The organism is Streptomyces sp. NPDC015346 (assembly GCF_043078785.1).
GTDB lineage: Bacteria > Actinomycetota > Actinomycetes > Streptomycetales > Streptomycetaceae > Streptomyces.
In genome coordinates this window covers 684,904-705,111 of record NZ_JBIBTW010000002.1, presented here as the reverse complement: position 1 = coordinate 705,111, position 20,208 = coordinate 684,904, and the positions used below count along the sequence as shown (strand labels likewise).

Here is a 20,208-nt window from a genome sequence, read left to right as displayed (position 1 = left end):
AAAAACTGGTGGTACGGGGAGGAAGTCGGCGGGTCGGCCGTCAGCGGGCCGCGCGGGCCTCGGCCGGGAGCCACTCGAAGGACGCGGCGGCGTCGGCGGCCTTGTACTCCAGGCCGACCCAGCCGTCGTAGCCGGCCTTCTTGAGCTCGTCGAGGAGCTGCTCCAGCGGCAGGTCGCCGGTGCCCGGCGCGCCGCGGCCCGGGTTGTCGGCGATCTGGACGTGGCCGGTCTTGTCCGCGTACTGGGCGATGACCTCGCTCACGTTCTCGCCGTTCATCGACAGGTGGTAGATGTCGAGGAGGAACTTGGCGTTGCCGAGCCCGGTGGCCGCGTTGACCTTGTCGACGACCTCGATCGCGGAGGGGGCGCTCACCAGCGGGTAGAGCGGCGACTCCGGCTTGTTCAGGGTCTCGATCAGCAGGATCGCGCCGATCCGGTCCGCCGCGCGGGCGGCGAGGACCAGGTTCTCCAGGGCGAGGGAGTCCTGGATCTGCGGGTCGACGCCGTCGACGCGGTTGCCGTAGAGCGCGTTGAGCGCCTTGCAGCCGACCGAGGCGGCGAAGTCGGCCGCCACGTCGATGTTGGCGCGGAAGCGGTCGGACTCCTCACCGGGCACCGAGAGGGCGCCGCGGTCCGGTCCAGGCAGCTGTCCGGCGTAGAAGTTCAGGCCCACCAGCTGGGTGCCGGCGTCGTCCAGAGCCTTCTTGAGCGCGTCGAGCTCGCTCTGGTCGGGGGTGGCGGTGTCGATCCAGGGCCACCACAGCTCGACCGCGGTGAAGCCCGCCGCGGCGGCGGCCGCGGGGCGCTCCAGAAGCGGGAGTTCCGTGAAGAGGATCGACAGGTTCACATCGAAGCGCTGGTCCGTGTATCCCATGAGGGGCGGCGCTCCTTCCGTATTGCGGAAGTAAGTTTCTGTCTGACGGAATGTTGCACGGAGGTGTGCGGGGGTGTCAAGAGGGCCCGGCCGCTCCGGGCTGCCGCCGGCCGCCTCCTGACCAGTAGCGTGGGGCCATGGTGCGTTTGAGAGTGGAGTTCACGACCGAGCCGTTCGACCTGGACGAGGCGCCCGCGCACGCCGTCGTGGCGCGTGAGGTCATCCAGGCGGCCGAGCTCGACGCGGTCGACGTCGGCCCCTTCGGCAATACGGCGGAGGGCGCCGCCGACGAGGTGCTGACCGCCGTCGACGCCCTGCTGCGCAAGTCACTGGCGGCCGGTGCGACCCGTGTCTCCCTCCAGGTCAATGTGATCGACGGCGCCGCCGATGGTGGCGGGGAGGGCGAGAAGTGAACGAACACCCCCTGGTCGCCGCGGTGAAACCGCTGGTCGACGCGATGGGCGCGGAGATACTGGGCCCCGAGCAGGCCGAGCCGGACGACGTGGTCCTCGCCTGGGAGGGCGAGGACGTGCTCGCCGTCCGCCTGCCGCAGCTCTCCGACTCGCTCGATCACATCCTGGCCGCGATGGAACGGCGGCACGGGATGCCACTGGCCGAGCTCGACCGCAAGGCCAAGCAGGAGGCGGTCCGCCTGCTCGAAGCCCGCGGGGCCTTCTCCGTACGGCATGGAGTGGAGACCGTGGCCGGGGCACTGGGTGTCAGCCGCTTCACCGTGTACAACTACCTGAACAGGGAAAACGCCGCCAAGAACGGCTAGTCGATCATGTGTTGACCATGAGCCGTCGTCCGGATGTCGGGACGACGGCTTTTGTGTGGCCGAGTTTTCAACAAAGTGTTGACGTGGTGTTGCGGGAGGGCGTTAGCTATCCGCAGCCCGTCCGACGCACAGCGAAAAACAGCCACGGAGGCTTCCCGTGACTTCAGGTACGACACCGGGCCTCACCCGGTTCAACACCTCGGCGGACAGCGACGCTGTCGCCGCGCTCCACGAGGTGTGTTCCAGTTCGGCGTGGGGGAGCAAGATCCTCGCCCAGCGCCCGTACGCCACCGTCGAAGCCCTCTTCCGCGCCAGCGACGCCGCCATGGCCGAGCTGACCGCCGAGGACCTGGCAGAGGCGATGGCGGGCCACCCGCCGATCGGTCGTCCGAAGGCAGGGGACCCGACCTCTTCCCGCGAGCAGAGCGGGATGGCCGGTGCCTCCGAGGAGCTCAAGGCCGAGATGCTCGAACTCAACCTGGCCTACCAGGACAAGTTCGGTCATGTCTTCCTGATCTGCGCCACCGGCAAGACCGGCGAAGAGATGCGCGACGCGGTCCGCGAGCGGATCGAGCACTCGCCCGAGCAGGAGCGGGAGATCGTCCGCACCGAACTGGGCAAGATCAACCGCATCCGCCTGACCCGTCTCGTAGAGGAAGAGAGCGCCGCATGAGCACCGACACCACCGCCTCGGTGTCCACGCACATCCTGGACACCAGCATCGGCCGCCCCGCCGAGGGCGTCGCCATCTCGCTCGCGGCCCGCAGCGGCTTCGACGCGGAGTGGGTCGCACTCGGCGGCTCCGCCACCGACGCGGACGGGCGCTGCAAGGACCTGCCGGCCCTGCCGGAGGGCACCACCCACGTACGACTCGACTTCGAGGTCGAGGAGTACTTCTCCAAGAAGCAAGCCGAGGCGCAGCAGGACGCCCCCCGCGTAAGGGACAGCGGTGCGTTCTTCCCGGAGGTGGCGATCACGTTCGCCGTCAAGCCGGGCGAGCATTACCACGTACCGCTGCTGCTCAACCCGTTCGGCTACTCCGTTTACCGAGGGAGCTAGCAGACATGCCCACGATTCTCGGCCAGAACCAGTACGGCAAAGCAGAGAACCGCGTCGTCAAGATCACGCGGGACGGCGACACCCACCACATCAAGGACCTCAACGTCTCCGTCGCCCTCTCCGGCGACCTCGACGACGTCCACCTCACCGGCTCCAACGCCCACTGCCTGCCCACCGACACGACGAAGAACACCGTCTACGCCTTCGCCAAGGAGTACGGGATCGAGTCGGCCGAGCAGTTCGGCATCCACCTGGCGCGTCACTTCGTGACCAGCCAGGAGCCCATCCACCGGGCCCGGATCCGGATCGAGGAGTACTCCTGGGAGCGCATCGCCACCTCCGACGCCAACTCCAAGTTCATCGGGGCCGACGACGTCAACCACTCCTTCGCCCGCAAGGGCCAGGAGACCCGCGTCACCCAGATCACGTACGACGGTGAGAAGTGGGAGGTCATCTCCGGCCTCAAGGACCTCATCGTCATGAACTCCACCAACTCGGAGTTCTGGGGCTACATCAAGGACAAGTACACGACGCTCCAGGAGGCGTACGACCGCATCCTGGCCACGCAGGTCTCCGGCCGCTGGCGGTTCAACTGGACCGACGACGAGCAGCGGATGCCGAACTGGGAGAAGTCCTACGAGCAGACGCGCAAGCACATGCTCCAGGCCTTCGCCGAGACGTACTCGTACTCGCTGCAGCAGACGCTGTACCAGATGGCCACCCGGATCATCAGCCACCGTTCGGAGATCGACGAGGTCCGCTTCTCGCTCCCGAACAAGCACCACTTCCTGGTGGACCTGGAGCCCTTCGGGCTCAAGAACGACAACGAGGTCTACTACGCCGCCGACCGCCCGTACGGCCTCATCGAGGCGACCGTGCTGCGCGACGGAGCCACGGCACAGATCCCGGTCGACATGACCAACCTCTAAGCGGCCCTGTGTGGTCGCCCCCGCCCGCCCGCAGTCGGGCGGGGGCCGACCACCAGACCGGAGGGACGTACCCATGGCACAGCCCGCAACGGGGCCGGCACCTGCCGCAGGCCCGTGTTCCACCCCGCCGGCCACCTCGACCGAGGTCCACCCGGTGGACGAGAAGCTTCCCGCCTCGCGGCTCGTACCCGCCGCACTCCAGCACATCGCGGCCATGTACGCGGGCGTCGTCACCCCTCCGCTCATCATCGGCCAGGCGGTCGGTCTGGACGCCGCCGGGATGACCCGCCTCATCGCCGCGAGTCTGCTCATCGCCGGCTGTGCCACGCTCCTGCAGACCATCGGTGCCGGGCGGTTCGCCGGCAACCGGCTCCCGTTCGTCAACGCGGCCTCGTCCGCCGGCATCGCACCGATGCTGGCGATCGCCGAGACCAGCGCCCCGGGTCACCAACTGCCCGCCATCTACGGCGCGGTGATGGTCGCCGGAGTCTTCTGCCTCGCCGTCGGCCCCTTCTTCGGCCGGCTCCTGCGCTTCTTCCCGCCGCTCGTCACGGGCGTCGTGATCACCCTCATCGGCGTCACCCTGATGCCCGTACCGGTGAGCTGGGCCCAGGGAGGCGACAAGGAGGCCGTCGACTTCGGCGCCGCCAAGTACCTCGCGCTCGCCGCCTTCACGCTCGTCGTGATCCTGCTCTTCCAGCGCTTCTGCAAGGGCTTCCTCAAGCAGATCGCCCTGCTGCTCGGCCTCTTCATCGGAACGCTCGCCGCGGTCCCCTTCGGGATGGCCGACTTCTCCGCCCTGAGGGAGGCGCCGGTCGCGGCACTGCCCTCGCTCTTCGCCTTCGGCGCACCGGAGTTCCAGCCCGCCGCGATCCTCTCGCTGTGCATCGTGATGCTCGTCCTCATGACCGAGTCCAGCGCGGGCATGCTCGCCCTCGGCGAGATCTGCGAGCGCCGCAGCGACGGGCGGACGATCACCCGCGGCCTGCGGACCGACGGCGTCGCGACCCTCCTCGGCCCCGTCTTCGGCGGCTTCCCCACCTCGGCCTTCGCCCAGAACGTCGGCGTGGTCTCGCTGACCCGCGTCCGCTCCCGCTACGTCGTCGCCGCCGCCGGCGGCGCCCTGCTGGTCCTCGGCGCCTTCCCGGTCCTCGGCGCGGTCGTCTCCATGGTGCCGATGCCCGTCCTCGGCGGCGCCGGCATCGTCCTCTTCGGCTCGATCGCGGTCAGCGGTATCCGTACCCTCTCCGAAGCCGGGCTCGACGACAGCTCCAACATCGTCCTGGTGGCGGTGGCGCTCGGAGCGGGCATCATCCCGCTCGCCGCACCCACCTTCTACACGGACTTCCCCGCCTGGGCGCAGACCGTGCTCGGCTCCGGCATCAGCGCCGGAGCGCTGGCGGCGGTCATGCTCAATCTGTTCTTCCACCATCTCGGCACCCGGAGCCGTCACGCGGCCCCGGCACTCAAATCCTCCTAGGGTCCTGCCGTGCCCACACCACCGCAGAGGAATGAAGGAACCACCGCCATGGCAGCACCTTCGGCAGCCCAGCGCATCGTCATCGAGAACTGTGCGATCGCGACCGTAGACGCCAACGACACCGAGTACGCCTCCGGGTACCTGGTCGTCGCCGGCAACAAGATCGAGTCCATCGGCGCCGGCAAGGCGCCCGAGGGCCTGGAGAACGTGGTACGCCGGATCGACGCCACCGGTCACCTGGTGACGCCCGGTCTGATCAACACGCACCACCACTTCTACCAGTGGATCACCCGGGGCCTGGCCACCGACCACAACCTCTTCAACTGGCTCGTCGCGCTCTACCCGACGTGGGCCCGCATCGACGAGTCGATGGTCCGCGTCGCCGCCCAGGGCTCGCTGGCCATGATGGCCCGCGGTGGTGTCACCACGGCCATGGACCACCACTACGTCTTCCCGAAGAACTCCGGCGACCTGTCCGGCGCCATCATCGGCGCCGCCTCGGACATGGGCGTGCGCTTCACCCTCGCCCGCGGCTCGATGGACATGAGCGAGAAGGACGGCTTCCTCCCGCCGGACTTCGCCGTGGAGACTACCGAGGGCGCGCTCGCCGCGACCGAGGAGACGGTCAAGAAGTTCCACGACGCCTCCTTCGACGCGATGACCCAGGTCGCCGTCGCCCCCTGCTCCCCCTTCTCCATCTCCACCCGCCTCCTCAAGGAGGGTGCCGAGCTGGCCCGCCGCCTCGGCGTGCGGATGCACACCCACGGCTCGGAGACGGTGGAGGAGGAGAAGTTCTGCCACGAGCTCTTCGGCATGGGCCCGACCGACTACTTCGAGTCGACCGGCTTCCTCGGTGAGGACGTGTGGATGGCGCACTGCGTCCACATGAACGACTCCGACATCGCCGCCTTCGCCCGTACCGGTACGGGCGTGGCGCACTGCCCCTCCTCCAACGCGCGCCTCGCCGCAGGCATCGCCCGGGTCCCCGACATGCTCAAGGCGGGCGTGCCGGTCGGCCTCGGCGTCGACGGCACGGCGTCCAACGAGTCGGGCGAGCTCCACACCGAGCTGCGCAACGCGCTCCTCGTCAACCGCCTCGGCGCCCACCGCGAGGCCGCGCTCAACGCCCGCCAGGCCCTGCGCCTCGGCACGTACGGCGGCGCCCAGGTCCTCGGCCGGGCCGACTCGATCGGTTCGCTGGAGGCCGGCAAGCTCGCCGACTTCGTGCTCTGGAAGATCGACGGGCTCGGCCACTCCTCGATCGCCGACCCGGTGACCGCGATCGTCTTCGGCGCCGCTGCCCCGGTGACGGCCTCGTTCGTCAACGGCAAGCAGATCGTCGAGAACAACCGCCTGCTGTTCGCGGACGAAGAGGCGATCGCGCGCGACGCGCGCGCGGAGGCTCAGCGCCTGGCCCGCATCACGGCCCAGGGCTGATCCACCCCAAGGAGTCCGACCGAGGGGGACGGCCCTCGGTCGGTCGCCACGGACCCGAGCGGGGCCCGTGGCCGGCCCGACGGGGGGTGTCCGTACGTAAAGAGGTACGGCGCCCCCCGGACGGTCGACGTGTGTCCACCCATCCCGGACACACGACGCTCGACACACGACAAACGCACGACAAACGCACGGCACCCCCAGGCCTGCGCGACCACACGAAGAAAAGCAGCAGCCCCGCACCACCCCAGCGTTCCTCATGAGCCGCACACCGTGAGGCGCATTTCTGCACCACTTTGCACCACCTTGCACCACCTCCCTGACATCCACGTCTTCGCTGACGTGTAACCGACCGGAGGAACCGCCGTGGCCGCCAAGCCCAGGTTTCGCAATGATGCACAAGACGCAGGCGCCGACACCGAAGACCGGAGCGAGAAGCATCCGGTCGACGAGACTCTGCCGCCCCTGAAAATGATCACCAGCGGTCTGCAGCACGTGGCCGCCATGTACGCGGGCGTGGTGGCCCCGCCGTTGATCGTCGGTGCGGCTGTCGGGCTCTCCGGCACCGAGCTGACCTTCCTCACCGGAGCCAGCCTCTTCACCGCCGGACTCGCCACCTTCCTCCAGACGCTCGGCGTCTGGAACATCGGCGCCCGGCTCCCCTTCGTCAACGGCGTCACCTTCGCCGGCGTCGCGCCGATGCTCGCCATCATCGACACGACCGACGACAAGGCCGACGCCCTGCCCATCATCTTCGGCGCGATCATCGTCGCCGGTGTACTGGGCTTCATAGCCGCTCCCTACTTCTCCAAGCTGGTCCGCTTCTTCCCGCCGGTCGTCACCGGCACGGTGATCACGCTCATCGGCGTCTCGCTGCTCCCGGTCGCCTTCGGCTGGGCCCAGGGGCCCAACCCCGCGGCCGACGACTACGGTTCGACCACGTACCTCACCCTCGCGGGCATCACCCTCGCGGTGGTCCTGGTCCTGCGCCGCTTCACCCGGGGCTTCCTGAAGCAGATCGCCGTCCTGGTCGGTCTCGTCATCGGCACGCTCATCGCGATCCCCTTCGGCGTCACGGACTTCAGCCCGGTGACCGAGGCGTCCGTCGTCGGCTTCCCGAACCCCTTCCACTTCGGCGCCCCGCAGTTCGCGCTCGCCGCGATCATCTCCATGTGCGTGGTCATGCTGGTCTCGATGACCGAGTCGACCGCCGACATGCTGGCGCTCGGCGAGATCGTCGACCGGCCCGCCGACGAGAAGACCATCGCGGCCGGCCTGCGCGCCGACACCCTCGGCTCCGCCATCAGCCCGCTCTTCAACGGCTTCATGTGCAGCGCGTTCGCCCAGAACATCGGTCTGGTCGCGATGACCAAGATCCGCAGCCGCTTCGTCGTCGCCTGCGGCGGCGGCTTCCTGGTCCTGATGGGCCTCTCGCCGGTGGCCGCCTCGCTGATCTCGGTCGTCCCGCGCCCGGTGCTCGGCGGCGCGGGCGTGGTCCTCTTCGGCTCGGTCGCGGCCAGCGGCATCCAGACCCTGGTCAAGGCCGGCCTGGAGAAGGACAACAACGTGCTGATCGTGGCGGTATCGCTGGCCGTCGGCATCATCCCGATCACGGAGCCGGAGTTCTATCACGCCTTCCCGGAGACCGCGAAGATCATCCTGGACTCGGGCATCTCGACCGGCTGCGTCGCGGCGGTCCTGCTGAACCTGGTCTTCAACCACCTCGGCAGGCGCCGGGACGACGACGAGGTCACGGCGCCCATGGAACCGGGCGAGGAGATCTCCGAGACCCGTACGGCCAAGGCGGCGCACGTCCACTGAACACGCCCCGCCCCGCCGCCGAGCCGGCCCCCGCACACCACGCGGGGGCCGGCCTCGCGCGCGTGCCCGGCCGGGGCGCCGGCCGGACGAACCAGGGCGTCGGCGGGACGAACCAGAGCCTCGGCCAGACGAACCAGGGCCTCGGCGGGACGAACCAGGGCGTCGGCGGGCGCGGGGTCGTGCTCATCAACCCCAACACCTCCGTCAGTACGACGGCGATGATGACCGCCGTCGCACGGCGGACCCTGGGTCCGGCGGTCCCCGTCCAGGGCGTGACCGTGGAGCGCGGCCCCCGCATGCTCACCGAACCCGCCGCGCTGCGGGCCGCGGCCCCCGAGGTGGTCGCGGCCGGCCGCCGGGCGCTGGCCGCCGGAGACGGGGCGGCCCTGATCGTGGCCGCCTTCGGCGACCCGGGCCTGGACGACCTGCGGGCACTGGCGGGTGGTGGCGTGCCGGTCGTGGGGATCGGCGAGGCCGCCCTCCTGGAGGCGTCCGCCGGAGGCACTCCGTTCGGCATCGCGACGACGACCCCCCTGCTCGCGGACTCGATCGCCGACCAGGTCGCCCGCCTCGGCCTCACGCACCTCTTCACCGGCCTCCGCCTGACGCAGGGCGCCCCCGAGAAGCTCGCCGCCCGACCGGAGTCACTGCGCGAGAGTCTGGCGCTCGCGGGGGAGCGCTGCGTCCTACGGGACGGAGCCCGCGCGATCGTCATCGCCGGCGGCCCCTTGTCCGACGCGGCGGAGTCCCTCCGCCCCGACTTCGACGTCCCCCTGATCGCCCCGATCCCCGCGGCCTGCCGCCTCGTCACACGCCTGACGGCAACGCCTTCGGGGGCGTGAGCCCCGAACCAGCGACCCGCACCACCACGCGCACCACGCCACCACCGCGTACCGGCCCCGCAGGGCCCGACCGGGCGAGCAGTTCCCCGAGCCTCGCCCCCGCCCCCGCCCCCGCGCCCGTCCCCGCTCCCGAACCTCCCTACGCGGCGCGCCAGTCCGGGTGGCGGCCGCTCAGACCGATCACGCGGTCCAGGCGAGGGGCCGTCGGGGAGACCGGCACGATCGGGCCGAAGAAGCCCTCGTCCCCGGGGGCGGCGTCCTCCGCCGGAGCCAGCAGGGTCTCGGAGACCGTCAGTTCCTCCTCGCTCACCCCGTACTCCTGGCCCGTCGCCCGGGCCAGGTCCCAGCCGTGGATCACCAGCTCGTTGAGCGCGACCCGGCCCATCACCACGGCCGGCAGCTCGACCCCGCCCGCCCGGGTGTCCCCCTCCCAGGCGCCCGGCTCCCGCCAGGCCGCCGCCAGCTCGTCCAGCGCCCGCGGCAGCGCCGTACGCCAGTCGTCCGGCAGGACCGGCAGGGACGATCCGGGCGGCGTGTTCGTCGTCGGGCCGAAGTCCTTGCGCGCCGCGTCGCGGAAGGCCACGCTCAGCCCCGCCAGGTGCCCGAGCACCTCCCGTACCGCATAGGCGGGACACGGCGTCGGGTCGTCCAGCCGCTCGTCGCCGACGCGCGCCGCCAGCCGCGCGACCCGCTCCGCGGCCGCGCCCAGATCGATGTGCGCCGTCTTCTCGGCCTTCTCCATGCTTTCCATTTCCATGTTCTCCATAGGTGGAAGACCGTCCCCACCGCCGGAACTCATCGGTGCTCACCGCTCCGCTCCCATGCGCCGCGAGCACTCCCGCGCCAGCGCCGGATAGGCCGCCGCGATCGCTTCGTACAGCCTTCTGCTCAGCAGCCGTTCGGCCTCCGCCCGGCCCGTCGAGCCGTACAGCCCGTCGAGCAGCGTGTCGTACCGCGACAGCGCGTGCCGTAAATAGCTCACCTGCCACCGCACCAGAGCCCCCGCGGCGACCCCGCCCGGGCCGCGGGCGCCGAGCAGGTGCCGGTGGCGGACCGCCCTGCGCTCCAGCTCCGCGGCGGGGAGCCGGGGCACCTCGATCGGCTCCGCGCGGATCGCCGCCAGCACCGCCCGGCGCCGGCGCTCCGCCCCCGCCTCCGCGGCCGCGGACCTCGACCCCGAGGCGGCAGCGCACTGCGCGAACTCGGGCGTCCGCTCCACCGCCTCCACCCGCGCCAGCAGATAGAGCCGCACGGGCGCGAGCGACCAGCGCCGCGGATCCCGGCCCTGCACATCGGGCTCGCCCAGCAGGTCGCGCACCATCGCGTCCGTCCAGCCGCGCTCGCGCAGTCCGCCGAGCGTCGTATAGGTCATACGGTCCGTCATGATTCCCCCAGAACCCGTCACGGAGAGTGATGAATCCAGTGAAGCGCACCCCACTGACAACGACCCCGCCCCGCCCTCTTGTCGCGGCTCCCACCCAGGTGCAATAAAGGTCTGGACCATGTCGACGGACGGAGGCATTCCCGTGCAACGCCCGCTGGCCGCAACCCACTTGACCCCCGCAACCCGCTTGGCCGCCGTACCCCGCTTGGCCGCCGTACCCCTCCTGACCGCCGCCGCGCTCTGCGTCGCGGCCTGCTCCCCGGCCCCCGCTGAGGACACCGCCGCCCCCACCGCCCCCACCGGCGTCACCGCCGCCTCCGGCAGCGCCCGCACGGTCCACGTCATGTGGAGCGCGGCCACCGACGACCGCGCCGTCACCGCCTACGAGGTCTACCAGCAGGGCCGCAAGGTGAAGGAGCTCCGGGCCACGACCCTCATGACCGACATCGTGAACCTCACCCCGGCCACCCCCTACACCTTCACCGTCCGCGCCCGCGACGCCGCCGGAAACCGCTCCCCGCACAGCGCCGCCGTCCCCGCCACCACCCTCGCCGCCACCGCCCGGGACCGCACACCCCCCACCGCCCCCGCCGCCCTGCGCGCCACCCCTGACGGCGGTCGCGCGGCCACCCTGACCTGGACACCGGCCCGCGACGACACCAAGGTCACCGCCTACGACGTCTACCAGGCCGACTCCCGGATCCACACCGTCTCCGGCACCGCCACCACCGCCCGCGTCACCGGCCTGCGCCCCGGCACCGTCTACACCTTCACCGTCCGCGCCCGCGACGCCGCCGAGAACTCCTCCCCGGACAGCGCCCCCGCCGACCTCACCACCGCCCGCGCCCCCGGCGCCCCGGCGAACACCGCCCCCACCGACCTGAAGGCGACCGCCACCAAGGACGGGATCACCCTGACCTGGACCCCGCCGAAGACCGGCGCCGTGGTCAAGGAGCACCAGCTCTACCTCAACGAAAAGTTCGCCACGACCATCGTCTGGGGCGCCGAACCGCCCCTCGGCCGCGCGACCTACACCTTCACCGTCCCCGACAGCCCCGGCACCCGCTACAGCGTCAAACTCCGCGCCAAGCTCCCGGACGGCACCTGGGGTGACTTCTCCGCCCAGCGCACCGTTGTTGTCATATGACAGCGCTCCCCGCCGACGGCCGCCGCCTCGGCGTCCGGCCCGCTGCGGAACTACCCTGGGAAAGGTGGCAGTCACCGTGCTCACCAACACCGGGCTCGAGACGTTCCTCGACGGAACCCCCGAGTCCCGCGACCCCTCGTACACGCGCGCCGCCGACGCCCTGCTCGGGCTGTTGTCCCTGCGCGGGGCCGACCGCAGGAGCGGGCTGCCCGAGCCCACCGTCGATCTCGTACGGCATGTGCTCGTCGAGGACCTGCCGGCCTTCGTCTACGCGACGCCCGAGGAGCTGGCCGCCTACCCGGCCGTGCTCGTGGCGCTGACCGAGCGGGTGCGCGAGGCCGGGCGGCTCAACCGGAAGCGGCAGGCGCGGATCGTGGCCGCGATCATGGAGACCGGGCCCGACTTCGAGCGGGCCATGACGGACCCCGCCAACCTCACCTGGCAGCGCTGGTACGCCTCCCTGCTGATCGCCGACGGCGTCGACCGCGACGACCCCGCCGCCGTACGCGCCTGGCTCGCCGCCCGCGACGACGTGACCCCGCCCGACGGGCTGCACCGGGCCGACCTGATGAACCGCAGCGAGTTCGTCGGCATGATGCTCGCCGAACTCCTGACCGGGGCGTACATGAGGGACGCCGAAGCGCCCTCGCCCGCCGGGCCGCTGCTCTCCGACGAGGACGTCTCGCACGGCGTCGGCCGGGTGGCGGGCGAACTCCTCGACCGGTGGACCGCCGAGGGACTCTCCGGGGCGCTCGCCGGGCCGTACGCGCACCTCGCGCCGGGTCCCGAGGCCTTCCCCCATCTCGTCCTCGCCGACACCCTCCTCGACGAGCACCTCGACTACTACGGCGACTCCTGGGCACCGCTCCCGCCGCCCCCGATGGAGGCCCACGACCCCCAGCGGTCGGTCGAGGCCGGCGCCGATCTGCTCGCCGCCGCCGTCGAGGAGATGAAGGGCGACGAAAACGGCGGACTCTACGACGGCGAGGCCGCGCACCTGCTCTACGCGCTGTACCAGCGGGGCTCCACCGCCGAGTCGGTCGCCCGCAGGGCCGCCGAGTTCGAGGACTGGCCGGTCGATCCCCGCCTGGAGGACGCGCCCGTCCTCGTACCGGCGAAGGCGCCCGAGGAGTACCAGGTGCCGCCCGTCCCGGAGCTGTCCCGGCTCGTCGGATCGGCCATCACGGACGCCGACCGGACCCGGCTGGAACCGTCCGCCCGGGCCATGGCCGACACCGTCGACCGGCTCGCGGCGACCCGCATGGTCTTCCGTACCGGGGACGCCTTCGGGCTCACCCCGTGGGGCGTCGAGGTGCTCCGCTACCTGCTGCGGGTCCGGGGCGTCGCCGCGCCCGACGCCGACGAGGCCGCCGCCTGGGACGCCCCGACGATCATCGCCGCCGCCGAGGGCTGGTCCGCCTCGGCCGCCTCCCGCGTCCTCGCCGACTGGCTCCGCGCGCACGGGAACACCGTCGAGGCCTGGGCCCAACTGCTCACCGCCCTCGGCACCGTCAACGCCGGCACCTCCGAGGCGGCCGCCACCCGCGCCCTCTTCGGCGCCCTGGACCCCGAGGCGGCCCCCGTCGAGGCGCTGCGCGGGGCTCTCGACGACCCCGTGATGGGGGCGTACGCCTACGGCGTGCTGCGCGCCCGGGGTGAGCCGGCCGACGAGACCCGCGTGCCGCCCTCCGCCCGCGCCGTCCTGATCCTGGACCGGCTCTCCCGCCGCTCGGCCGGACGGACCGCCACCTTCGACACCGCCGCCGGACGGACCGCCTTCGACACCGCCGCCGCGGGCTGGCCCGGCGGCGCCCCGGCCCTGGCCAAGGAGATGGCCGCGGCCGACCCGCACACGGCCTCCCGGACGCTGAGAGCCCTCGGCATCGCCCTCCCCGCGCCGGGCCCGGGGAAGGAGCGGGCGCGGCGCCGTCCCCGGAGCGCGCGCCGCACCCGCTGATCCCGTGGGGGGCCGGGAAAGGTAGGACGGGATGGTCAGGAGAGGGAGGTCAGGTACATCCCCGACGCGCCCGTCCCCGCCGTGTTCCGGCAGCTGACGTTCCCGCTCGGCCGGGCGTGGACCAGCGCGAGACAGCGGCCGAGCGCCAACTGCCCGTAGTGGTTCGGGTGCATGTTCTCCTGGAGGGGGCCCTGAGTCTGGTTCTGGTCGATCCAGCGAGCCCATTCACTGGTCGACGCCGAGGCGGGTACGGTCGCGCTGACCTGCTTGCTGGCCTTCGCGCACACCTCACGGCCCTGCAGCATGTCGCGCAGATCCATGAACTGCACGCCCTTCGCCGCCGCAACCCCCTTCAGACGGTTGGCGATCTGCGGGACCAGCGAGTCCCGTGCCCAGTCGGAGTCCAGGTTCCAGAAGGGGCAGCCGCCGGTGTTGGTGCGGCTCCAGCCGCTCTCCGCGTACCGGTTCTCCGCACCGCGCGGGATGGGCGAGGGGTACGACTGGAGCACGATCCGGTAGTCGGACGCGGCGTACCCGGCGCCTGACATGACCGCCCGGATCTCGTCCACCGATTTGCCGACGTTCGCCATCACACCGTCGATCTTCGCGTCGACCTCGGCCTGCTGGTCGTCGTGGCAGTAGGAGTACCAGACGATGTAATCGGTCGCGCAGGTGGTGATGATGTCGGCGAAGCCCAGGTCGTTGCCGCCGATCGACAGCACGATCATCTCGACGTCGTGGGAGGCGGCGATGGAGGCGAGCTGGTCGGCCTGCGGCGCCTCGCCCTTGTAGGCCACGCCGCCGCTCGCCGCCCGGAAGACGTTCCGGGTCGTGGCGCCCGAGCAGGCGATGTTGATCAGCGCCGACGCGATCGGTCCCGCGCTCTTCACCTCGGCCGAGTCGGATCGGTGACAGCCGTTGGCGGCCGTGGTCCCGTAGACGCGGCTGGGATCGTACGCGCTCCCCGTCCACGCCCGGTCGGTCCCGTTGCGGCTGCCGGTGTTGGTCAGGCTGTTGCCCTGCCAGCGCCCGGCCTCGCCCGAGATGTAACTGTCACCCATCGACACGACGGCGGTGGGCCCCGCGCCCGGGCTCGCCAGCGCCGGGGAGCCGCCACCGGCGGCCAGCAGCCCGCCCGCGGCGAGCGAGAGGGCGAGAAGTCCGCGCACTGCACGGCGGGGGGAGGGGTGGGGGGTGGGCATGGCTGCGCTCCTGCGTCCTTGCGATGGAGTGAGGGTCAGCCGCCGGCCGGTGGCATGCGGAATCTGGCACGCCGTGGCTTGTTACCGCTAGGTAGCCGCACGTCTCGGTTGCGTCACATGCCCTGTGAAACGCCCCGGATCGAAAACGGCTCCGCCCCCGGTGCTGTGCGTTCACCAGGGGCGGAGCCTGCTTTTTCGGTTACTGCCGGACACTGCTCGGCCGCTGTGCGGGTCAGCCGGTCAGTGGGCGACGATCAATCGGTGATGAGAAATCAGCCGATCAGCTGCTCGTACGCCGGGAGGGTCAGGAAGTCGGCGTAGTCGGCGTCGAGCGAGACATGGAGCAGAAGGTCGTGGGCCTGCTGCCACTTGCCGGCCGCGAAGGCCTCCTCGCCGACCTCCGCGCGGATCGCGGCCAGTTCCTCCGCCGCGACCTTGCGGGCCAGCTCCGGAGTGGCCTTCACGCTCTCTCCGGCGTGCTCGAATTCCACGCCCGCGTTGATCCACTGCCAGATCTGCGAGCGCGAGATCTCGGCCGTGGCCGCGTCCTCCATCAGGTTGAAGATGGCGACCGCGCCGAGACCGCGGAGCCAGGCCTCGATGTAGCGGATGCCGACCTGGACCGCGTTGCGCAGCCCGTCGTACGTGGGCTTCGCGTCGAGGGAGTCGATGGCGATCAGGTCGCCGGGCGCCACCGAGACGTCCTCGCGGAGGCGGTCCTTCTGGTTCGGCCGGTCGCCGAGGACCGCGTCGAAGGAGGCCATCGCGATCGGGACGAGGTCCGGGTGCGCGACCCAGGAGCCGTCGAAGCCGTCGCCCGCCTCGCGGTCCTTGTCCGCCTTGACCTTCTCGAAGGCCACCTTGTTGACCTCGGCGTCACGCCGGGACGGGATGAAGGCCGCCATGCCGCCGATCGCGTGCGCCCCGCGCTTGTGGCAGGTGCGCACGAGGAGTTCGGTGTACGCCCGCATGAACGGGGCCGTCATCGTCACCGCGTTGCGGTCCGGCAGGACGAACTTGGCGCCGCCGTCACGGAAGTTCTTGACGATGGAGAAGAGGTAGTCCCAGCGACCCGCGTTGAGGCCGGCGGCGTGCTCGCGGAGCTCGTAGAGGATCTCCTCCATCTCGTACGCCGCCGTGATCGTCTCGATCAGGACGGTGGCGCGCACGGTGCCCCGCGGGATGCCGACGTAGTCCTGCGCGTAGACGAAGATGTCGTTCCAGAGGCGGGCCTCCAGGTGCGACTCCGTCTTCGGGAGGTAGAAGTACGGGCCCTTGCCGAGCTCGATGAGCCGCTTGGCGTTGTGGAAGAAGTACAGGCCGAAGTCGACCAGCGCGCCGGGGACCGGGCGGCCCTCGAAGGTCAGGTGACGCTCCTCCAGGTGCCAGCCGCGCGGGCGCATGACCACCGTCGCCAGCTCGTCGGCCGGCTTGAGGGCGTAGGACTTGCCCGACTTCGGGTCGGTGAAGTCGATCTTCCGGGTGTACGCGTCGATCAGGTTGACCTGCCCCAGGACCACGTTCTCCCAGGTCGGCGCCGAGGCGTCCTCGAAGTCGGCGAGCCAGACCTTCGCGCCCGAGTTCAGCGCGTTGATCGTCATCTTGCGGTCGGTCGGGCCGGTGATCTCGACACGCCGGTCGTTCAGGGCCGCCGGGGCGGGCGCGACCCGCCAGGAGTCGTCCGCGCGGATCGCGGCGGTCTCCGGGAGGAAGTCGAGGGTCGAGGTGCGGGCGATCTCGGCGCGGCGCTCCGCCCGGCGGGCGAGGAGCTCGTCCCGGCGTGGCGTGAACCGCCGGTGCAGCTCCGCCACGAAGGCGAGGGCCGCGTCGGTCAGCACCTCCTCCTGCCTCGGCAGGGGCTCGGCTTCGACGACGGCCAGGGGGGACGGCGCTGGTGCGGACATGAACTGTCACTTCCTTCAGCGGGCTTCACGGGCGGTGCCTTGCGGCCGCCGGGCGTCGCGGTTCGGCACGGAGTGCCGCAGGCGCCGAGATGCGGCCGCGAGCGCCGTCACAAGGTCAGGCGCTTCTGAACAGTGGATACTAGTTTCCTCATAGTGGAAGTTCAATCGTTTGTTGATGTCGAGATTCTCTGGATCGACAGAACGTGGCGCTCAGTGCCACCCCCTTCACTCAAGGTGCGCCAGATCCGCCTCCGTGTCGATGTCGTACGGCTCGGCCACATCCGAACAGTCCACCAGGGTGATCGCATCCCGGTGCTCCTTCAGATAGTCGCGCGCCCCCTGGTCCCCGACCGCCCCCGCCGCGATCCCCGCCCAGCGGTCCGCGCCGAAAAGCACCGGATGGCCGCGCCTGCCGTCGTACGAAGCCGCCACCAGGGCGTCGCGCGAGCGGTACGCCGACCGGACCCGCGCCACCGCCTCCGCGCCGATCCCCGGCTGGTCCACCAGGCTCACCAGGGCCGCGTCCACCGGCAGCGCCTCGGCCGCCAGCGAGGCGAGCCCGGCTCGCAGCGACGACCCCATCCCCTCGGCCCACTCCGGGTTCTCGACCAGCACGCACCCGGCGAGCTGGGCCCGCTCCCGTACGCGATCGGCCGAGGCGCCGAGCACCACATGGACCACCTCGCAGCCGCCCTCCCGCAGCACGCGCACCGCGTGCTCGACCAGCGGACGGCCGCGGTGGGTCAGGAGCGCCTTCGGGCGGCCGCCGAGCCGCCGGCCACCCCCCGCGGCGAGCAGCAGACCGGCGATCAGGGGAGGCGTGGTGTCTGTGTGCGTCATGAGCCCTGCATACCTCATGGGGCGTCACCGGGGCCCGTACACACGTATGCCTGAATTACGTCCACGGAGTGGCGCCGCCGGCGCGCGATGGCGTTAACTTGCCCGCGACCCTGAGCGCCCGGACAAACGCACAGAGTCGTGGAGGGGGAGAACTGTGTTGCGAAGCATGGGGCAGAGGCGTGTGACGACCGGCGGCGGCGAGGACCCGAGGGTGGCGGAGCTGACCGCCGCCGTCTCCCGGCTCCGTCGCGAACTCGCGGCCCACCGTGCCGAGTTCGCCGACCGGGGGATCGCCGAGGACGAACTGGCCGCGCTGCACGCGATGGCCGTGAGCGGGATCCCCGAGGTGCGGCGGCTGCGCCGCTCCCTGCTGGTGATCGCCGGTGCGATCGGCTCCGTCAGCGCCCTCTCCAACGGCCTGGCGGGGGTCCGCGAGGCGGTCGAGCTCTTCGGGGAGCCCTCGCGCGAGACGCCCTGAGCGAAGGACGGGGCCCACGCGGGTACGGCGCGACTACCGCCTGATCAGACGGCGGGATGTCGCCGCGGCCACCGCCGCCGTCCGCGAGTCGACGCCCAGCTTGGCGAAGACGTGTACGAGGTGCGACTTCACCGTCGCCTGGCTGAGGAAGAGCGCCTTGCTGATCTGCTGGTTCGACAGGCCCTCGCCCACCAGCTGCAAGACCTCCAGCTCCCGCTTCGTCAGCGCCTCCGCCGGTGTCCGCATCCGGTCCATCAGGCGGTGCGCCACGGCCGGTGCCAGCGCCGACTGGCCCGCCGCGGCCGTACGGACCGCTGCCGCCAGCTCCTCCGGCGGCGCGTCCTTCAGCAGGTAGCCCGAGGCGCCGGCCTCCACCGCGGCCAGGATGTCGGCGTCCGTGTCGTACGTGGTCAGCACCAGGACCCGCGGCCCGCCGGTACGGGACGTGATCGCCGCGGTCGCCTCCGAGCCGTGCATCCCGGACCCGAACTGCAGGTCCATCAGGACCACGTCCACCCCGCCCGCCGCGGCCAGCTCCACCGCCCGCTCGGCCGTGGCCGCCTCGCCGACCACGCGGAAGTCCGGCTCCGTGGCCAGGACCGCCCGCAGCCCCGCCCGTACCACCGGATGGTCGTCCGCGAGCAGAAGACGGATCGTCATGTCGACACTCCAGCGGGACCAGGGACGGGGACGGGAGCGGGAACTGGAGGGGGAACGGGGAGGGGGAGGGACACGGCGACGGCCGTGCCCTGACCCGGGGCGGACTCGACGGCGAACGTGCCGCCCAACGACTCCGCCCGCGAGCGCATCGCCGGCAGCCCGAAGCCGCCGTCGGCGGAGGGCGCGAGCAGAGCGGGGTCGAAGCCCTGCCCGTCGTCGACGACGTCCAGCGTCACCGACGCGTCCATGAACGACAGCGTGATCTCCGCCCGCGCCGCCGAGGCGTGCCGCACGGTGTTCGCCAGCGCCGACTGGGCGATCCGCAACAGCGCCACCTCGTACGGCGTCGGCAGCTCCACCGGCTCCCCGCTCACCGAGAACCGCACCCGCGGCCCCGCGTGGTGCTGGCCCGCCCCCTCGGGACCGGCACCGTGCGGCCCCGCGTCGGCAGGCCCCGCGTCGGCAGGCCCCGCGTCGGCAGGCCCCGCGTCGGCAGGCCCCGCGTCGGCAGGCCCCGCGTCGGCCGGGCCCGCCTCGTGCGGCCTCGTCCCGGCCGGCTCGCAGAGCCGCTCCAGGGCCGCCGCCAGTGAGCCGTGCTCCAGGTCCGGCGGGGACAGCGCCCGTACGAACCGCCGCGCCTCCGCGAGATTGTCCTGTGCCGCCCGCCGCGCCCGTTCGATGTGCCCGGCGGCCGGCGAGTCGTCGGGCAGCGTCCGCTCGGCGGCCCGCAGCAGGAGCTGGATCGAGGAGAGGCCCTGCGCCAGGGTGTCGTGGATCTCCCGCGCGAGCCGCTCCCGCTCCGCCAGCGTGCCCGCGTGCCGCTCGGCCGCCGCCAGCTCCGCCCGGGTGGCGATCAGCTCCTCCACCATCCGGCGCCGCCGCTCGCTCTCCCGGTACAGCGCCTGGTAGCCCAGCACCGTCGCCACGGCCACCGCCGCACCGAGCAGCGGACCGATGAAGACACCGGGATTGAGCGGCGCGCCGTGCCGTACGTACGACAGGATCGCCGCGCACGCCGTCAGCGCCACCGACGGGACCGACCAGCGCACGGGCAGCAGATGGAGCTGGAGGAAGTACAACGGGAACGCCACCCACAGCCCGTCCGGGGTCAGCCCCAGCAGCGCGAGCCAGGACGCGCACAGCACACCGAGCCAGATCCCGGCCGCCCGCCGCGACTCCTGTACGGAGGGCAGGAAGGAGCCGGCCGCGTAGACCGCGCCCGTGAGCGCCGCGAGGGCGACGCCTGCGGGGGAGTCGGCCCGGAGCGCGGCCAGCGCCAGCAGCCCCGCCATCAGCAGATGCAGGCAGAGGCGCAGCACGCGCAGGACGGGGGTGAGGGAACGCGGATCCATGATCCCCCCAGCGTAGGCCGGAGCAGACAATCCGGACTCAACCGAAAGTTTGATTGCGGAGCCATCC

At 71.7% G+C, this 20,208-nt stretch carries 20 protein-coding genes; 12 read left to right on the top strand and 8 right to left on the bottom strand.

The window, feature by feature from the left end; translation table 11 throughout:
* Nucleotides 1–40: 40 nt before the first annotated feature.
* Nucleotides 41–874: a TIM barrel protein gene (locus tag ACF06X_RS09160; protein WP_392286570.1), complete on the bottom strand. Its 834-nt coding sequence runs from the start codon at nt 872–874 to the stop codon at nt 41–43.
* A 140-nt stretch (nt 875–1,014) separates the two neighbouring features.
* Here ACF06X_RS09160 and ACF06X_RS09155 point away from each other — a divergent pair, with 140 nt between their 5' ends.
* From ACF06X_RS09155 to ACF06X_RS09115, 9 genes are all read left to right on the top strand, one after another.
* The gene (locus tag ACF06X_RS09155; RefSeq protein WP_392286901.1) at nt 1,015–1,287 is read left to right on the top strand and encodes a thiamine-binding protein; all 273 of its coding nucleotides are present in this window, start codon (nt 1,015–1,017) and stop codon (nt 1,285–1,287) included.
* Between the two features lie 44 nt (nt 1,288–1,331).
* Nucleotides 1,332–1,652 (top strand): helix-turn-helix domain-containing protein, encoded by a 321-nt coding sequence (locus tag ACF06X_RS09150; RefSeq protein ID WP_158994831.1) that lies wholly within the window; start codon nt 1,332–1,334, stop codon nt 1,650–1,652.
* Between the two features lie 157 nt (nt 1,653–1,809).
* Entirely contained in the window at nt 1,810–2,325 is a 516-nt protein-coding gene (gene uraD / locus ACF06X_RS09145) for a 2-oxo-4-hydroxy-4-carboxy-5-ureidoimidazoline decarboxylase (protein ID WP_392286569.1), read from the top strand.
* Nucleotides 2,322–2,711, top strand: coding sequence for a hydroxyisourate hydrolase (gene uraH / locus ACF06X_RS09140; RefSeq protein ID WP_392286568.1), 390 nt, complete (start codon nt 2,322–2,324; stop codon nt 2,709–2,711). Before uraD ends, uraH begins: the two co-directional genes overlap by 4 nt.
* A gap of 5 nt (nt 2,712–2,716) precedes the next feature.
* Nucleotides 2,717–3,640, top strand: a complete 924-nt coding sequence (gene pucL / locus ACF06X_RS09135; RefSeq protein WP_392286567.1) for a factor-independent urate hydroxylase — start codon at nt 2,717–2,719, stop codon at nt 3,638–3,640.
* Nucleotides 3,641–3,713: 73 nt separating this feature from the next.
* Nucleotides 3,714–5,120: a nucleobase:cation symporter-2 family protein gene (locus tag ACF06X_RS09130; protein WP_392286566.1), complete on the top strand. Its 1,407-nt coding sequence runs from the start codon at nt 3,714–3,716 to the stop codon at nt 5,118–5,120.
* Between the two features lie 48 nt (nt 5,121–5,168).
* Nucleotides 5,169–6,557 (top strand): 8-oxoguanine deaminase, encoded by a 1,389-nt coding sequence (locus ACF06X_RS09125; protein ID WP_392286565.1) that lies wholly within the window; start codon nt 5,169–5,171, stop codon nt 6,555–6,557.
* A 363-nt stretch (nt 6,558–6,920) separates the two neighbouring features.
* A complete protein-coding gene (locus ACF06X_RS09120) occupies nt 6,921–8,375 on the top strand; it encodes a nucleobase:cation symporter-2 family protein (protein WP_392286564.1) in 1,455 nt (484 codons plus the stop codon).
* A gap of 62 nt (nt 8,376–8,437) precedes the next feature.
* Nucleotides 8,438–9,217, top strand: coding sequence for an aspartate/glutamate racemase family protein (locus ACF06X_RS09115; protein ID WP_392286563.1), 780 nt, complete (start codon nt 8,438–8,440; stop codon nt 9,215–9,217).
* 139 nt (nt 9,218–9,356) lie between these two features.
* Here ACF06X_RS09115 and ACF06X_RS09110 read toward each other — a convergent pair whose 3' ends face one another.
* The gene (locus ACF06X_RS09110; RefSeq protein ID WP_392286562.1) at nt 9,357–9,968 is read right to left on the bottom strand and encodes a TIGR03086 family metal-binding protein; all 612 of its coding nucleotides are present in this window, start codon (nt 9,966–9,968) and stop codon (nt 9,357–9,359) included.
* A 54-nt stretch (nt 9,969–10,022) separates the two neighbouring features.
* Complete coding sequence (locus tag ACF06X_RS09105) at nt 10,023–10,601, bottom strand: hypothetical protein (RefSeq protein ID WP_392286561.1); 579 nt, start codon at nt 10,599–10,601, stop codon at nt 10,023–10,025.
* Nucleotides 10,602–10,743: 142 nt separating this feature from the next.
* Between ACF06X_RS09105 and ACF06X_RS09100 the strand changes: the two genes are divergently transcribed.
* Both ACF06X_RS09100 and ACF06X_RS09095 read left to right on the top strand, forming a co-directional pair.
* On the top strand, nt 10,744–11,748 hold the full coding sequence (locus tag ACF06X_RS09100; RefSeq protein WP_392286900.1) for a fibronectin type III domain-containing protein: 1,005 nt from the start codon (nt 10,744–10,746) through the stop codon (nt 11,746–11,748).
* A gap of 64 nt (nt 11,749–11,812) precedes the next feature.
* On the top strand, nt 11,813–13,705 hold the full coding sequence (locus tag ACF06X_RS09095; RefSeq protein WP_392286560.1) for a hypothetical protein: 1,893 nt from the start codon (nt 11,813–11,815) through the stop codon (nt 13,703–13,705).
* A 35-nt stretch (nt 13,706–13,740) separates the two neighbouring features.
* Here the strand turns inward: ACF06X_RS09095 and ACF06X_RS09090 are convergent, their stop codons facing one another.
* From ACF06X_RS09090 to ACF06X_RS09080, 3 genes are all read right to left on the bottom strand, one after another.
* On the bottom strand, nt 13,741–14,907 hold the full coding sequence (locus ACF06X_RS09090; protein ID WP_392286559.1) for a GDSL-type esterase/lipase family protein: 1,167 nt from the start codon (nt 14,905–14,907) through the stop codon (nt 13,741–13,743).
* Nucleotides 14,908–15,179: 272 nt separating this feature from the next.
* The gene (gene aceB, locus ACF06X_RS09085; RefSeq protein WP_392286558.1) at nt 15,180–16,811 is read right to left on the bottom strand and encodes a malate synthase A; all 1,632 of its coding nucleotides are present in this window, start codon (nt 16,809–16,811) and stop codon (nt 15,180–15,182) included.
* Between the two features lie 225 nt (nt 16,812–17,036).
* Entirely contained in the window at nt 17,037–17,651 is a 615-nt protein-coding gene (locus ACF06X_RS09080) for an NTP transferase domain-containing protein (RefSeq protein ID WP_392286557.1), read from the bottom strand.
* Between the two features lie 154 nt (nt 17,652–17,805).
* Here ACF06X_RS09080 and ACF06X_RS09075 point away from each other — a divergent pair, with 154 nt between their 5' ends.
* A complete protein-coding gene (locus tag ACF06X_RS09075; RefSeq protein WP_392286556.1) occupies nt 17,806–18,129 on the top strand; it encodes a DUF5955 family protein in 324 nt (107 codons plus the stop codon).
* Nucleotides 18,130–18,162: 33 nt separating this feature from the next.
* On the opposite strand, the gene ACF06X_RS09070 is transcribed toward ACF06X_RS09075, so the two are convergent.
* Together ACF06X_RS09070 and ACF06X_RS09065 are read right to left on the bottom strand one after the other, a co-directional pair.
* Nucleotides 18,163–18,789: a response regulator gene (locus ACF06X_RS09070; RefSeq protein ID WP_392286555.1), complete on the bottom strand. Its 627-nt coding sequence runs from the start codon at nt 18,787–18,789 to the stop codon at nt 18,163–18,165.
* The gene (locus ACF06X_RS09065) at nt 18,786–20,141 is read right to left on the bottom strand and encodes a histidine kinase (protein ID WP_392286554.1); all 1,356 of its coding nucleotides are present in this window, start codon (nt 20,139–20,141) and stop codon (nt 18,786–18,788) included. The genes ACF06X_RS09070 and ACF06X_RS09065 overlap by 4 nt, the downstream gene beginning before the upstream one ends.
* Nucleotides 20,142–20,208 lie beyond the last annotated feature (67 nt).